This window comes from Nostoc sp. CALU 546, assembly GCF_048836525.1.
In genome coordinates this window covers 1-14056 of record NZ_JAWJTF010000001.1, presented here as the reverse complement: position 1 = coordinate 14056, position 14056 = coordinate 1, and the positions used below count along the sequence as shown (strand labels likewise).

Here is a 14056-nt window from a genome sequence, read left to right as displayed (position 1 = left end):
GGCGGACGTGCGGTTTCGCGTTAAGTTGACACCAGTGGCTTTTCGGCCCATCCCACAAAACTAGCAAAATCATCCCGCAAATATGCAACGCCGAAAAACGAATTATTTATGGAGTTTGAAGAAAACACCACCTTTGAGCGATCGCGTGTCAGTTCCATAACTACTGACTGTGAGCGATCGCAAGTTATTAAAAAACGGTTTCCCTAAGACTTCCACTAGTTTGATAATCGGCACTTGACGCTCTAACAAATTCTGGCTCCTTATCCAATCAAGATAAACATAACCTTGGTTTGGTAAGGGAATTGCCGCGATACTATCTTTGAAATTGGGATTGTCAATTATGGAATTATCCTTAGTTGTGAGAATTTCATCCATAGTTTCTAAGTCAGAGGTGAAAATTTCGTAATTTCCTAAAGTTGTATGCAATCCCAGCACTTTTGTTTCAATGCTAAAAGATGCTCCTTCTTTGGCATCAGTTTTTTTTGTCGCCGTGGTTAACTCTGTCCAAGCGGAGATTTTTTGCTTGTCTATAGTCAAGGGATTAATGCTGAGTCCATTGGATGAGGCGATCGCATCTAAACGAGCAATGCCTTGTTCCACACCCTCAGATTTTTCTGCCACAAAAATCCAATGGGGGGTTATTTGCTCTTTCTCAGGTAACAATGCGATCGCATATTCTCCTTGTACCCAGCTAAAAATATCCTCTAGTAAGTTTATCCCCCAGCGTTTTTGAATATCCACTAAAGGTTTTGCTAACCGAGAAACCACATCTTCCCCAGAACCATATATAGTTGCTGTTGCTTGTTTCCAGAGTTTGGCTAAATCACTGTCAGCTAAATTACTCAAATTTGAGCCGGAAATTGCCAAACCTGTGGACTCTGGAATATATTGCAATGCTCCCACAGGTTTAGATAGCGGTGGAGATGGAGGAACAATTTCCGATGAAGTCAAAAAGGTGGTTTCCGCTAGTAATCCTTTGGGGTTTAACGCCAGGGAAATGATTTCGCTGTCATAAGTTTGTTCTGATAGCTCTAACCCTTGCCATTTTGCCACGATGGGAAGATTTAAGAAAGCTATAGCTAAACCCCCTTTGGGCAGTTCTTTTCTAGCTTTTTGGTATTCGGGGGAGCTAGTCAAATTCAGATCGGGCGCTTGGACGTTATTAATAGCATCTCGCAGCACTTTCGGATCGTTGGCAAATAATACAAAGCCTTCGCCGACAACAGCACCAGCTAGATAATTTTGGATTTTGGATTTTGGATTTTGGATTTTCTCTTCTGTGATGACTTCTTGATTGTCAGAAATCAGTTTTACGCCTTTATATTGTTCAACAGCTAAGTTTGCTCCGGCTAACGCCCGTTTAGAAAACAACAACTCGACAAACTCGCGGCTTTTCTCCGGTTGCTTGGTTGCTAATGCCAACAGATACCCTAGCTGCTGTCCGTTTTCTGGATCGCGATCAATATCTAAGGTGGTGATCGCTAATGTAATTTCGTTCCCTAGCCAGGGTTGAATGTCTTGTTTGTAATCTATGCCACTCTTGGCGAATAAACTGGTTTTGAGTTTAGATAGTTCTTCTTCGCGCTCCAACACCTGCAAACGATCAGGATTCGTCAGCAATGAAACCATCGCAGGGGAAAGTTTCGACACGAATATGGCCGCACCAGGCCCAGAGTTAGAAGCAATGAGGTTAGCCGGACTTTTAGCGAAAAACCAGTAAAAGCCAGCGATCGCAATTACTAGCAGTGCGATCGCCCCAGCTACGATAAAACCAATAAATGAACGTTGTCTATTCACATTAAACATATTAAAAAAGACGGTTTACAGCCATTTAAGCAGAAACCTTAGCAGAATTTATCAACCCTCTTGAGAATGGATACTCATGCGAAGGCAGAGATTTTCTGTCACCATAAATAGGATTAGGACTGTTTATAGGGAATTTTTTTAGTCAACCCATGAACCAAATTAGTGTAGAAGAACTGGGGCAACGTCTTTCTTCTAGTGATGCCAGTATTCAGCTAGTAGATGTGCGTGAACCAGAAGAATTAGCGATCGCTAGCATTGAGGGCTTTGTCAACCTACCTTTAAGTCAATTTACCGAATGGGGAGATCAAATACCTACCCTCTTCAATCCCCAAGCTGAAACCCTTGTGCTATGTCACCACGGCATCCGCTCCGCCCAGATGTGCCAGTGGTTGATTGCTCAAGGTTTTACAAATGTGCAAAATATTTCGGGTGGTATTGATGCCTATTCCATATTAGTAGACCCTTCAATTCCCCAATATTAGCTTTTGCTCAGGTGGAACTGACTCTTCCATCTGGCTTTTGCTATGCTAAGAACAGTAATACATCACTTTAAACGCTTGCCAAAAAGCCTGGAATTTGGGCATCAAGTACATCTGCACAAAAACTTTTTGCTGGGGCAAATCACATTTCAGAATTAGTCCCTACCAAAAAATACGTATCTAATAATACTTTTGCAATTGCAAATTTGTGCAAAAATACGGTTATAAAGAAGCATTACAAAGGTAGATTATAACTAGTACGCCACTGCGGAAATAGAGCAACCATTTGAAATCCCTAAAAGGTCTATTCCATAATACTTTTGACTTTTGACTTCCGCTTTGCCGTACTAGCAGCTTTTGCCAAATAAAGTTGACCTACTATTTCAACCCTAGTCTGAAAAAAATGCTCTGTATCTATAGTGTATTAATTTTAAAAATACTTATCATAATATAACTGTATAATTTGGTATTTTAATAAAATATTAATATTCTCTGTTTTCTATTAAATCTACAAGTTTTTTCAGAGTTTGATTAGAATTTGCGTTCAGCAAAACATACCACAATGGAAGTCCAGTTAACAAATCGACAACAGCATATACTTTGGGCAACGGTACGTCACTACATTGCTACGGCAGAGCCAGTTGGTTCAAAGGCTTTGGTCGAAGAGTACGACCTGGGTGTAAGCTCGGCTACAATTCGCAATGTGATGGGCGTTTTAGAAAAGTCTGGATTACTCTACCAACCACACGCTTCTGCTGGACGTGTACCTTCAGACTCAGGCTATCGCATTTATGTTGACCAGCTAATTACACCTTCTCTGCGAGACGCTACGCGAACAGAAACTTTAGGGCGAGAAGTAGAAGTGGCACTGCAAAAGCATCTCCAGTGGGAAGATCGGAGTTTAGAAGCTTTACTCCAAGGAGCCGCGCAAATTTTAGCAACCTTGAGTGGTTGTATTAGCTTGATCACTATGCCGCAAACCACTACAGCACTATTGCGACATCTGCAATTAGTGCAAATTGAAGCTGGGCGAATCATGCTGATTGTCGTAACTGATGGTTACGAGACACATTCAAAATTAATGGATTTGGCTTCAAAACCGGAAGAAACGCAGCGCGATTCAGAGGTAATTGATCGTGAGTTGCAGATTGTTTCTAATTTTTTGAATAGCCACTTGCGGGGTCGAAGTCTGTTGGAATTAGCCTATCTTGACTGGAGCGAACTAGATCAAGAGTTCCAACGCTATGGAGAATTCTTGAAAAACTCAGTTGCCGAATTGAGTCGTCGCACTCATGCACCGACTGCAACCCAAATTATGGTTCGGGGTGTGTCAGAAGTTTTGCGCCAGCCAGAATTTTCCCAGTTACAGCAGGTACAAACGATTATCCACCTGTTGGAAGAAGAACAAGACCAACTGTGGCGATTAATATTTGAGGAACCAGAACCGGAGGATGGTGGTAAACCAAAGGTAACGGTTCGCATTGGTGCAGAAAATCCATTAGAACCGATACGCACCTGTACCTTGATTTCTTCCAACTATCGCCGAGGTTCAATACCAGTAGGAAGTGTGGGAGTTTTGGGGCCAACGCGCCTAGATTATGAAAGTGCGATCGCAGTAGTAGCATCTGCTGCTGATTATCTCTCTGAAGCTTTCAGTTATTTCAATCCTTAATACGTATCGTGTAATATTTTAGGACAAGCTGCTTGAGACAAATGAACGATACCATAGCAAGCAGATAACCCAAATTTATAGCGGCAAAATTAATAATACTTAAATATTTCATGGTTAGAAAAATTGCCTTTAGCTTACTGTGGCTGGGATTCACTATCTATGCATTTTTCCTCGCGCCTCCTGAGCAACCCGGTACATTCGAGTTAATTAAAAACCTTTCTACTATGCAGTGGGAAGGTGTTAACCCGTTAGTAATAGCATTATTCAACCTCATGGGTATTTGGCCTCTCATCTACAGTGCAGTAGTGTTGATTGATGGCAGAGGACAAAAAATACCTGCTTGGCTGTTTGCGATCGCTTCTTTCGGAGTTGGTGCTTTTGCTTTGTTGCCGTACTTAGCCATTAGGGAACCAAATAATCAGTTTGTTGGTAAAAAAAATGCCTTACTCAAACTACTAGATTCTCGTATGACTGGGGTTGTTTTGACGGTATCCACAGCTATTTTAGTTGCTTATGGTTTAAGAGACGGAGATTGGGGCAATTTTGTCCAACAGTGGCAAACTAACCGCTTCATAAATGTGATGAGTTTAGACTTCTGTCTACTTTGCCTATTATTTCCTACATTACTGGAGGATGATATGGCGCGTCGCGGTTGGAAAAATCCCCAGTTTTTCTGGTTAATAGCGTTGATACCGTTATTCGGCCCATTAATTTATTTATCTGTGCGTCCACCTTTAGAAGAAGTGGGTATAGAGTCCATATCCCAGCAGCCAGTAGCGAATTGAAGATTGAATGAAGAAGTCAGAATAAAGACGCTCGAATACTTGCTCTAAGCGTACTCCTACGGAGAAGCAAGCTACGCGCTAGCGTCTCTAAGAGTTGCCATGCCGTTCGCGTTAGCGTCTCCGAAAGAGAAGGCTTTACGCTGCGCTATCCGCTTTTTAGGTCAAAATTTATTCAGAATTCAGAATTCTGTTCGATAAAGTGCGTTTCTCACAATCCAAAATCTAAAATCTAAAATGGTATAGCCGTAACCACATAGGTTAGGACATTTTGAAAATCCCAAGGCTAGGAATAGTAATACTTTTACCTCCTGCCGACAGCTAGAACAAGAAATCGCATAAAAACAAGTGTTGCCAACAGCATCGGTTGTTTATTTTACCCCATTACCATGATGCGCCAAGGCTGCCATTCCATATTCTGAAGCACGTAACTCCTGATCAGAGATTTCTGGCTCCTTGGTATAGACCGAACTCAGTAAGATATTCAGAACTCCACTTTCTTCAGCTTGACTAACAGCGCGATGTGTAATCAATTCACCTACATTCAGAATCACGTTGTCTTCTGGGTCAAGAATGACACGGGTAACTGGACGACCCAGAGCTTGTTCAATCCGTTGCTTCTTCATTGCCCGTGTGCCGCGTCCTTGTAAGTTTTCTGCCTTCACTTTCAAGGCTTGCCAAAAAGTGTTGAGATTCTCTTGAGCAATACTTGCCCCATCGCGCAGTTGAACTTTGTTTTCTAACCATCTGTCACTTGCGGTAGAACCGACTGCGGTTGCCAGAGTCAGACCGACAGCGTTCAGCAATTCTGCTTCTTTACCGTAAGTCTGGGCCCGATCCAGAAGAGATTCCGTCACAATTTGCCCAGATGCCGCAATAATTAAGCCATCGTTAGCACGCACTGTTTGTACGACTCTACGCCCTCTTGCCTGCTGGATCGCCACATGTCCTACCAGCGAATCAACCGAGTGACGCAGATTAGCGGCGCTACTGTGAGTTAGGCTCCCAATTCGATTGCTAGTAGATTCTGTTGCTGCTTGCAAATTGCGACTGATATTGACAGTCAGGCTACCACCCGTAGCTCGATAAAGTTCATCAAGGATACCCATGCGATCGGCTGCTTCTGCATCGACTAGCGTCACTTCCTGCCCCTGTAGTAGCAGTACATTCCCGTCTGGAGTCAGCACATCCCGCTCAACATGCTTGCCAATCACATATACCTTTTGCTCGGCAGGATCAACCAAATTGTTTGTTAGGGAAGCAGTTGCATCTCGATTGAGGTCTTGCAGTTTGCTGCTAGTAGCATCAGTTACAGCTTGCAATTGCTCACCTGCATTCTGACTTGCTTCCTGTAGCACACGGTTCATACTCTCTACTGAGCTTTGCATCTGCTCATTCACGGTTTGAGATGCTGTTTGCAATCTGCGATTGGTAGTCTCAGCCGATTCTTGTAATCTATCTCCAGTTGCCTGAACAACTCCTCGGATACCACCCACCTGTTCTTCCATCATTTGAGAGGTTTCTGGAGGTACAAAGGCAACATCATAACCAATTTTCAGGGCTTCACGAGCAGGAACGAACGACCGCCCTGAATAAGCATCGGCAAATACACCGCCAGAAACTTCGTATCCTTCCACCAGTCCACTATGCTCATCGAAGAACAAATCGACCAATCCACCGAGGTCAAGTCCCTCAGTAGTCAGAATTCTCTTTTTTCTCAACACGATATTTTGGTGCAGAATCTCTTTAATTGCAGGGACACGATGTGCTTTAACAACAGATTCTTTCGAGTTAACTACGATCGCATCCAACCCAATCGCTTGCACTTCTTCCAAAGGAATCACTTTTGCGTCTCGAAACAGTCCTTTTTCTGCAACGAGAAAACCCAAAAGTTGATTGCGTTTCTGGTCAAAAATTAAATCTATAATTCGGACAACTTTCTCGCCTGTGTCGTAGGTGACGACAACTTTATCTATAACATCACTACCTTTACGCATTTATCTATCCCTCCTATATTGATTTTCTTGTTCAATTACTTGTTGGTTAGTTGCTTGACCTTTAAGCTGAAAATATCGTCCCTCTCTACCAAAACCGGGAACGATATCAATCATGCCAAAGTATTCGAGTAATACCCCAAATATGGCAACAAGGATGATTAAAACAGTTATATTTGCTCCAGAATTAGAGCGTTTTCCTATGAGTCTAGGCATTGTATTTCATTATTTATTGTTGTTTTTTATTGTTGTAAACATTGCTGTAAATGTTATACAAGAAATTTATATCATTAAATTTAGTTAATGTGTTTATTTATTGGTATATACCTTACTTTAGATACTCTTTTGTAATCAAAAGATCCAAACGACATCTTTCCAAAGATAGATTGTTGAGTTAGTTCTTATCAATCTCTTATATAGGACTCATATTTGATTTCTGACAAAACTCAGTACAACTAAGAAGCCTTATTGACTGTAGCAAGATTGCCTATTGCCTATTGCCTGCCTACGCAAATTAGTTCAGAAATCAAAGCGGATTCCTATATTCTTGGAAAGAAATATTTTTGTTAGCCTCAATAGCATTGAATAACTGAAAAGATAATGTCATTTTTCCATTGGGGATTCGTTTCGTCGAGTTATACTGAGCGCATCTCAAAGTTAGGGTTAGGGTAGTACAAACAGCACAGTAAGTAATGTTTACGTTTCACCTAATTAATGAGAGTAATGCACGCGCTATCTTAAGTTGGCGATATGAGCCACCCTATGATTTATATAACTACTCAGAGCCAGAAGCTAATCTACTACAACATATTCTGCACCCCCAGAACACCTTTTACAGTATTCTGGATGAGAATGGCGAGTTAGTAGCTTACTGTTCTTTTGGACAAGATGGACAGGTCACTGGTGGTGATTACAATGAGCAGGCGTTGGATATTGGTATGGGGATTCGCCCTGACTTGACCGGACAAGGAAAGGGTGCTGAGTATGCCAAAGCCGTATTGGAATTTGCCAAAAGTTTATTTCAGCCAAAAGCTTTTCGGGTAACGATCGCAGCATTCAACAAGCGTGCGATCAGGGTATGGCAGAAATTGAAATTCGAGCATCAGCAGTCATTTGAGCGACGAAGTGATGGAATGCAATTTATCGTGTTATTACGATCAGACTGCTGTAAGACATCGCCCAATTGGGAAAATTTAGCTTAGAACAACCCTAGTCATACCTAAACTGACAGTTAAAACAGCAGATGGTAGAGCATCAATGTCAGAATACTGGATCTAATGATGGGAAAATAAAGGTAAGTTAACCATCCTCAAACTGGCTAGGCTATTTAACCAAGACAGGTAAACAGCGAATTTTATCAATCAAAATTTATGAATTCGACCATTCCTTCTCAAACTCGAAAGCCACCTACCCAAGCAATAGGAGCCAAAATTTTCCACTGGTGTAACATCATTAGTCTGTTTATCATGCTCACCAGTGGATTACAAATTTACAACGCCAACCCTGTTTTTGGTGGACGTGCAGGTTTGCACATTCCTCCGATATTTACTTTAGGAGGTTGGCTTGCAGGAGGTAGACACTGGCATTTTGCAGCAATGTGGCTATTCTCCCTAAATCTCTTATGGTATGGAATTTACATTTTAATTACCCGGCGTTGGCGACATCGGTTTGTCGGTGTCAATGACTTCAAAGCATTACAAAAAAGTCAAAATTCTAAGCGTCTAATTTATGCTTGGCATCGGATTGCATATACAGCAATTATTCCTATTTTGCTGCTGGCATTATTTACAGGAATAGGAATGTATAAACCTGCTCAGTTTCCCTGGATAGTGGATTTTTTTGGCAATTGGCAAGCATTGCGAATCGTTCACTTTGCCTCAGTGCCGCTGGTTATCTTATTTGCAGTGATTCACTCTCGATTAGGGCAGAAAGCTGGAGGCGCTCAACTAACAGAATCAATGTTTTAGTAAAAGAAACTCTGGTCATGGAGATAGATAGACGCGGATACTAATAACCAATGACAAATGACCAATAACAAATGACCAATAACAAATGACCAATGACAAATAACAAATGACTCTTTTTAAAAAATATGAACTTTTTTGATAAATTGAATGGAAATATCTTGCAAAATCAAAGCTTACTGTTTGTAGGACTTGATCCAAATCCAGAGATGATGCCTGTGCGTTATGAATCTGAAGAACTCATTGCTGGTTTGGAGAAGTGGTTACAATTCATTATTGCTGAAACTGCTGATTTCGTTTGTGCTTATAAACCTACACTTGGCTTCTACGAAGCGTTAGGTATTCCTGGTTTAGAACTGCTGTACAAAACTTTAGCAGCTATTCCAGCCCACATCCCAGTTATTTTAGATGCCAAACACAGCGACTTAAATACTAGTACCATCTTTGCTCGGACTGTGTTTACAGAATGGCAGGTAGATGCAATAACTCTTAGCCCCTATACAGGACAAGATCATGTAGCACCTTTTTTGGTCTATCAGGGTAAAGCGGTATTTATTTTATGCTGTACTTCTAATCCAGGTGCAGAAGCTTTACAGCAATATCCTACAAACGAATCACCTCTTTATTTACAGGTGGTAAAAGAATCAAAAACTTGGGGAACTCCAGAACAATTGGGTTTGGAAGTGGGAACTACAAAACCTGAAGTATTAGCACTTATCCGAGCGATCGCGCCGGAACGAATTATTATGGCGCGTAGCATCTGGGCGGAGGGTCAAAACCTGAAGCAAATTTTAGAAGTAGGCTTGAATGCTAACGGTGATGGTTTGCTGATTCCTGTTCCTCAAGATATGTTGGGAAACACACAATTATCTGAGCAAATCCAGTCTTTACGCGCAGAAATTAATCAAATAAAAGCTGAAATTATTCACGAAAATTCCACGTGTTCTGTGTGGTTTCCTGATGTTTGTTTGCTAAATCAGCATCCCCATCAGGATTTAATTTTACAACTTTATGATATTGACTGCATTATGTTTGGCAGCTTTGTCCAAGCATCGGGAGCTATATTTCCTTATTACATCGACTTACGCAAAATTATTTCCAACCCTCAAGTTTTTAATCAAGTTCTCACAGCTTATGAGGACATTTTGAAAAACCTGAATTTTGATAGGTTAGCAGGTATTCCCTATGGTTCTTTACCTACTGCGACTGGTTTAGCTTTGCGCCTTCATTGTCCAATGATTTTCCCTCGTAAAGAGGTTAAGGCACACGGAACGCGGAGAGTAATTGAAGGTAACTTTCACCCTGGTGAAACAGTTGTAGTGGTTGACGATATTCTCATCAGTGGCAAAAGTGTCATGGAAGGGGCAGGAAAGTTAGAATCAGCAGGATTAAATGTTAATGATATTGTAGTATTTATCGACCATGAACAAGGGGTAAAAGATAGATTACAGCAAAATGGTTATCGTAGTCATGCGGTTTTAACTATTTCAGAAATTACTAATACTTTGCATCAAGCAGGGCGAATAAATGAGGAGCAATTTTTAGCTTTTGCTGAAAGTTAAAAATTGGAATAGTAGGGAGCAAGGAATGGGGAAATATTTTTCTTATCTATTTTCCCTTAAGTCTATTTAATTCTCAAGTTCAATGTATAAATTAGAATAATTTTGATTTTAAAATTAACTATGAATTTTTCACTGAATCAACTACTTAGATGGTTAATTTTTACGCTACTATTTCCTCTAGCTTTTCTTAATGGTTGGCTAGTATTTTTACTGGTTAAAAATTTTCAACCTGTCGTAACAATTCTTGTCTTGGCTACCTTGCTGGCATTCGTTTTAAACTATCCTGTTTCAATTATTCAAAAGCGAGGACTTAAACGTGGCTATGCAGTAGCGTTAGTTTTTATATCAGCATTGATAATTATCGTTGCTCTGGGCATTACTTTATTACCCATTGTTTTAGAGCAATTTAATGAGATGGTTAAAGTCTTTCCCCAATGGATTGATTCTAGCGAAGAAAAACTTCAGATTGTAAATGAATGGTTTTTTAGACACAGAATAAATGTGAATCTAAGTCAGCTATTAGCAAAAATTACTGAGCAATTACCCAATGAATTAGAGTTTGTTTCAGACAAGCTTTTAAGCATTATCATAGATACAATTGATAGTATTTCTGAGGCGTTAATCATTGTAGTCCTGACTTTTTATCTATTGTTAGATGGGCCAAGGATTTGGGAGGGTATATTTAAGAAGTTACCTGGAAGTATAGCTCAACAGGTAAGCCAGTCTATTCAGCAAAACTTCCAAAATTATTTGATTGGTCAGGGAACTTTAGCTTTGCTGATGGGTGTTTCAATAACATTATTATTTTTAGCTTTTCAAGTCCAGTTTGCTTTACTCTTTGGTTTGGGAGTTGGGCTTTTGAGCTTAATTCCCTTTGGTGATGTTGTTAGTCTTGTTGTAATAACTTTCATTATAGCTACACATAACTTTTGGTTAGCAGTAAAGGTTTTTGCGGTAGCTGTTGTCATTGACCAGTTAATTGATCAGGCGATCGCACCACGTCTTTTAGGTAAAATTACTGGCATTCGACCAATATGGGTATTAATTGCTTTGCTTGTCGGAACCAATGTTGGTGGAGTTTTAGGTTTACTAGTCGCAGTACCTACAGCTGGTTTTATTAAAGATGTAGCAGATGGGTTTTTTAAATCTAGTGATTCCGATAATGCTGTTAATGGTGAAGCAGGATCAGAATTGTTGGCAGAAGAATCAATCTTGCCATGAGTAATGAGTAATAAGTAATGAGTAATGAGTAAATACCCATTTCTCATCCACTTATTACTCATTTAAAGTCCTTTGACATCCTCACCGGGCTAAAGCTACGGTGATTCCAATCTTGACTCCTGACTCCTGAATTCTGTTCGATAAAAGATTGACTCAGGTTTCCATAAGCTTACGATAACTGGAAGACAGAACTGTTGTTTGGATCAATATTTGTACTAATGTCAGCTTGGGTAAAGGTAGTGCCAAAGAGGGTCAATAACAACTGTCCAGTACCAAAACCTGCATTATTAGCGATGCCATCTCCTAATCGGAACTGACTATTACCGTTGACAATACGCACATCTATTGCAGCAATACCACCGAAAGAAAGGATATCTCCCCCTGCTCCTGTTACAAATTCGTTGATTCGGTCTTGACCATCACCCAAGTTATAGCGAATGGTATCGCTGCCATTTCCTCCAGTAAGTGTGTCATTGCCAGCGCCACCATTGAGATAGTCATTACCTGCACCACCGGTGAGATTGTCAGCGCCAGCACCACCAAACAAGGTGTCATTTCCACCGCCACCAAATAGAGAATCAGCGCCTAAACCGCCGTCTAGATAATCATTCCCTGCATTACCAATTAAGGTGTCATTCCCTGCAAAGCCAAAGAGATTATCGTTGCTGCTGGTTCCGGTGAGGGTGTTGTTAAATTCATCTCCAATATTTAGACCAATTGCATCATCTGCGATCGCACCAGTCAGATCCGCTCCCACGAAAATGGCATCAGTGAAATTTGCTTTAGACAGATCAGCGTTTCTCAAGTTGGCATCTGTGAAATTTGCACCAACAGCAAGTCCATTAAAAGAAAAACCTTCTGCGTTGGCTTGGGTAAAGTTAGCTCCACTCAAATCAGTATCAGCAAAGTCAGCCCCACTCAAGTTTGTTACTGTAACATTGCCATTGGCATCTATAAAGGAACTAAAATCAGCACCAGTTAAAATCAAATCTTCTGCGGAAACGTTGCTAAAATTCGCACCACGAAACCTAACATTACCTGACTGTGTTGGATTTAGTAGTTCTACATCACTGATGGAGACATCACTGAAATTAGCCAGGTCAAAAATAGAGTTCTGTAAGGTCAAATCCGTGAAGTTTGTCAGACGAAAGTCAGCCCCCGTTGCATCGACGTTGACCAAAATAGTACTATCCAACTCAGCCTCTAGAAAGCTGGCATTCACGAGCGTTGCACCTGTAAAGTCAGCGGCTTTTAGCTTCGCCTTAAATAAATCGGCTCCCGTGAAGTTAGCACCTCTCAGGTTGGGGCGCTCAGATTGTTCACCACTGAGATTAGCTTCCCGCAAATTAGCATTAGTCAGGTTAGCATTTGATAGATTGATGAATTTCGTGTTAATCAGCGACAGATTAGCCTGTCTCAAATTGGCCCCACTGAAATTGACATTTTCTAATGTCGCCTTGAACAAATTAGCTGGTTGAGAAAAGTTATTATTAGGGGCAAAAATTGCACCAGATGCATTTACGTTAAATAGCTTTGCTTCTTCAAAGTTAGTGCCTCGCAACCCTGTATTGACGAATTGAACATTTGTAAGGGTAGCTTTGAAAAAATTGGAGCCATTTAAGTTTTGACCGTTAAAATTGTTTCCGACTAGGCTTTGTTCACTAAAGTTGAAAGCTGTCATATTATGCTCCTCAAAAAAAATTAAGCGGTTTCAAAGTTAAGGAATCAAGCTGGTTTTTGTACTTCAACTTGTTGTTGAGAAGTTTGTTGTTGCAGTTGCTCTTGTAACCAAGAAGAGAAAAGTTCGTTGAGCAATCGTTGCTGCATAGGTTCGTTAAGTTGGGCTGGTATCAGCTTTTCCAGCCGCACAATTACCCACCAATCTCCGATGTGGGTTGGTGGCGATATCTGCTCTGGTTGGCTGATGGCAAGGATTCGGGCTAGTTTGGGATGGGGTGTACTCAATGCAACTGGCCCCACTAAGCCACCAGCCTGAGCTTCTCCACCTTGAGAGTATTGCCTTGCAACTTCAGCAAAGGACTGTTCGCCTTCTACCAGACGGAAGTAAAGTTCTTGAGCAACAGCCGCATCCCGAAGGCGAATTAAAGAGTAGATAACATGATCAAGCTTTGGCTTGAGTTTGTAAAAGTGCGAGTCTAATTTACTACCCCAAGTGGCTTGTTTAAACTTTTCAATTCTCAGGTTACGGGTTGCTAAATCTAAAAATTGTGTTTCAGTTATGTTCTGCTGCTGCAACCAATTTTGACGTTGAGCTTCTGATGTCAATTGATGCTGTTTGCACAAGTCTTGGTAACACTTGGCTTCTTCTTCTGGTGTGCAGCTAAAGGGTGCGATTGCTTCATCAATCAAAAGTTCTTCCTGGAGCTTTGATAGCAGTTGGTATCGATTCAAGAGAGGGATAATATCTTGAGTTGTTACCGTCTGGTTATGCACTTGTAAGAGTGTTGTTGATGAATTTGAGTGATTATCTTGAGTCGTGGTAATCAGTTCTAACTGAGCTTTTTTATGTAGAGAAATTAGATTACTGCTCTGATTTTCTTGCTGTTGTATCCATT

The 14056-nt window shown here is 40.8% G+C and carries 12 protein-coding genes; 7 read left to right on the top strand and 5 right to left on the bottom strand.

Annotated features, from left to right (window positions below):
- Positions 1 to 102: 102 nt before the first annotated feature.
- Positions 103 to 1797: a DUF3352 domain-containing protein gene (locus RRG12_RS00060; protein ID WP_420757917.1), complete on the bottom strand. Its 1695-nt coding sequence runs from the start codon at positions 1795 to 1797 to the stop codon at positions 103 to 105.
- Positions 1798 to 1955: 158 nt separating this feature from the next.
- On the opposite strand from RRG12_RS00060, the gene RRG12_RS00055 reads away from it, so the two are divergent.
- The 3 genes from RRG12_RS00055 (at position 1956) to RRG12_RS00045 (ending at position 4742) form a co-directional block, all read left to right on the top strand.
- Complete coding sequence (locus tag RRG12_RS00055) at positions 1956 to 2288, top strand: rhodanese-like domain-containing protein (RefSeq protein ID WP_069068929.1); 333 nt, start codon at positions 1956 to 1958, stop codon at positions 2286 to 2288.
- A 559-nt stretch (positions 2289 to 2847) separates the two neighbouring features.
- The gene (gene hrcA / locus RRG12_RS00050) at positions 2848 to 3957 is read left to right on the top strand and encodes a heat-inducible transcriptional repressor HrcA (protein WP_420757916.1); all 1110 of its coding nucleotides are present in this window, start codon (positions 2848 to 2850) and stop codon (positions 3955 to 3957) included.
- A gap of 110 nt (positions 3958 to 4067) precedes the next feature.
- Positions 4068 to 4742: a DUF2834 domain-containing protein gene (locus tag RRG12_RS00045; RefSeq protein ID WP_420757915.1), complete on the top strand. Its 675-nt coding sequence runs from the start codon at positions 4068 to 4070 to the stop codon at positions 4740 to 4742.
- Positions 4743 to 5110: 368 nt separating this feature from the next.
- Here the strand turns inward: RRG12_RS00045 and RRG12_RS00040 are convergent, their stop codons facing one another.
- Both RRG12_RS00040 and RRG12_RS00035 read right to left on the bottom strand, forming a co-directional pair.
- Entirely contained in the window at positions 5111 to 6736 is a 1626-nt protein-coding gene (locus RRG12_RS00040) for a PRC-barrel domain-containing protein (protein WP_420757914.1), read from the bottom strand.
- On the bottom strand, positions 6737 to 6949 hold the full coding sequence (locus tag RRG12_RS00035) for a hypothetical protein (protein WP_420757913.1): 213 nt from the start codon (positions 6947 to 6949) through the stop codon (positions 6737 to 6739). It abuts the gene before it with no gap.
- A gap of 476 nt (positions 6950 to 7425) precedes the next feature.
- Here RRG12_RS00035 and RRG12_RS00030 point away from each other — a divergent pair, with 476 nt between their 5' ends.
- The 4 genes from RRG12_RS00030 (at position 7426) to RRG12_RS00015 (ending at position 11480) form a co-directional block, all read left to right on the top strand.
- Positions 7426 to 7935 carry a GNAT family N-acetyltransferase gene (locus RRG12_RS00030; protein ID WP_420757912.1) on the top strand — a complete coding sequence of 170 codons (510 nt, stop codon included), beginning with the start codon at positions 7426 to 7428 and terminating at the stop codon, positions 7933 to 7935.
- Positions 7936 to 8103: 168 nt separating this feature from the next.
- Complete coding sequence (locus RRG12_RS00025) at positions 8104 to 8700, top strand: cytochrome b/b6 domain-containing protein (protein WP_069070015.1); 597 nt, start codon at positions 8104 to 8106, stop codon at positions 8698 to 8700.
- 125 nt (positions 8701 to 8825) lie between these two features.
- Positions 8826 to 10259 carry a bifunctional orotidine-5'-phosphate decarboxylase/orotate phosphoribosyltransferase gene (locus tag RRG12_RS00020; RefSeq protein ID WP_420757911.1) on the top strand — a complete coding sequence of 478 codons (1434 nt, stop codon included), beginning with the start codon at positions 8826 to 8828 and terminating at the stop codon, positions 10257 to 10259.
- 120 nt (positions 10260 to 10379) lie between these two features.
- Positions 10380 to 11480, top strand: coding sequence for an AI-2E family transporter (locus RRG12_RS00015; RefSeq protein ID WP_420757910.1), 1101 nt, complete (start codon positions 10380 to 10382; stop codon positions 11478 to 11480).
- A gap of 169 nt (positions 11481 to 11649) precedes the next feature.
- On the opposite strand, the gene RRG12_RS00010 is transcribed toward RRG12_RS00015, so the two are convergent.
- Together RRG12_RS00010 and RRG12_RS00005 are read right to left on the bottom strand one after the other, a co-directional pair.
- Positions 11650 to 13161, bottom strand: a complete 1512-nt coding sequence (locus tag RRG12_RS00010) for a pentapeptide repeat-containing protein (protein ID WP_420757909.1) — start codon at positions 13159 to 13161, stop codon at positions 11650 to 11652.
- 44 nt (positions 13162 to 13205) lie between these two features.
- Positions 13206 to 14056 (bottom strand): peptidylprolyl isomerase (locus RRG12_RS00005; protein WP_420757908.1); only part of this gene is annotated, 851 nt, incomplete at its 5' end.

What these genes read in the sequence shown, in the direction of transcription:
- RRG12_RS00055 (WP_069068929.1), top strand. Translation starts at nt 1,956, where the DNA reads ATGAACCAAATTAGTGTAGAAGAACTGGGGCAACGTCTTTCTTCTAGT.
- hrcA (WP_420757916.1), top strand. Translation starts at nt 2,848, where the DNA reads ATGGAAGTCCAGTTAACAAATCGACAACAGCATATACTTTGGGCAACG.
- RRG12_RS00045 (WP_420757915.1), top strand. Translation starts at nt 4,068, where the DNA reads ATGGTTAGAAAAATTGCCTTTAGCTTACTGTGGCTGGGATTCACTATC.
- RRG12_RS00040 (WP_420757914.1), bottom strand. Translation starts at nt 6,736, where the DNA reads ATGCGTAAAGGTAGTGATGTTATAGATAAAGTTGTCGTCACCTACGAC.
- RRG12_RS00035 (WP_420757913.1), bottom strand. Translation starts at nt 6,949, where the DNA reads ATGCCTAGACTCATAGGAAAACGCTCTAATTCTGGAGCAAATATAACT.
- RRG12_RS00030 (WP_420757912.1), top strand. Translation starts at nt 7,426, where the DNA reads ATGTTTACGTTTCACCTAATTAATGAGAGTAATGCACGCGCTATCTTA.
- RRG12_RS00025 (WP_069070015.1), top strand. Translation starts at nt 8,104, where the DNA reads ATGAATTCGACCATTCCTTCTCAAACTCGAAAGCCACCTACCCAAGCA.
- RRG12_RS00020 (WP_420757911.1), top strand. Translation starts at nt 8,826, where the DNA reads ATGAACTTTTTTGATAAATTGAATGGAAATATCTTGCAAAATCAAAGC.
- RRG12_RS00015 (WP_420757910.1), top strand. Translation starts at nt 10,380, where the DNA reads ATGAATTTTTCACTGAATCAACTACTTAGATGGTTAATTTTTACGCTA.
- RRG12_RS00010 (WP_420757909.1), bottom strand. Translation starts at nt 13,161, where the DNA reads ATGACAGCTTTCAACTTTAGTGAACAAAGCCTAGTCGGAAACAATTTT.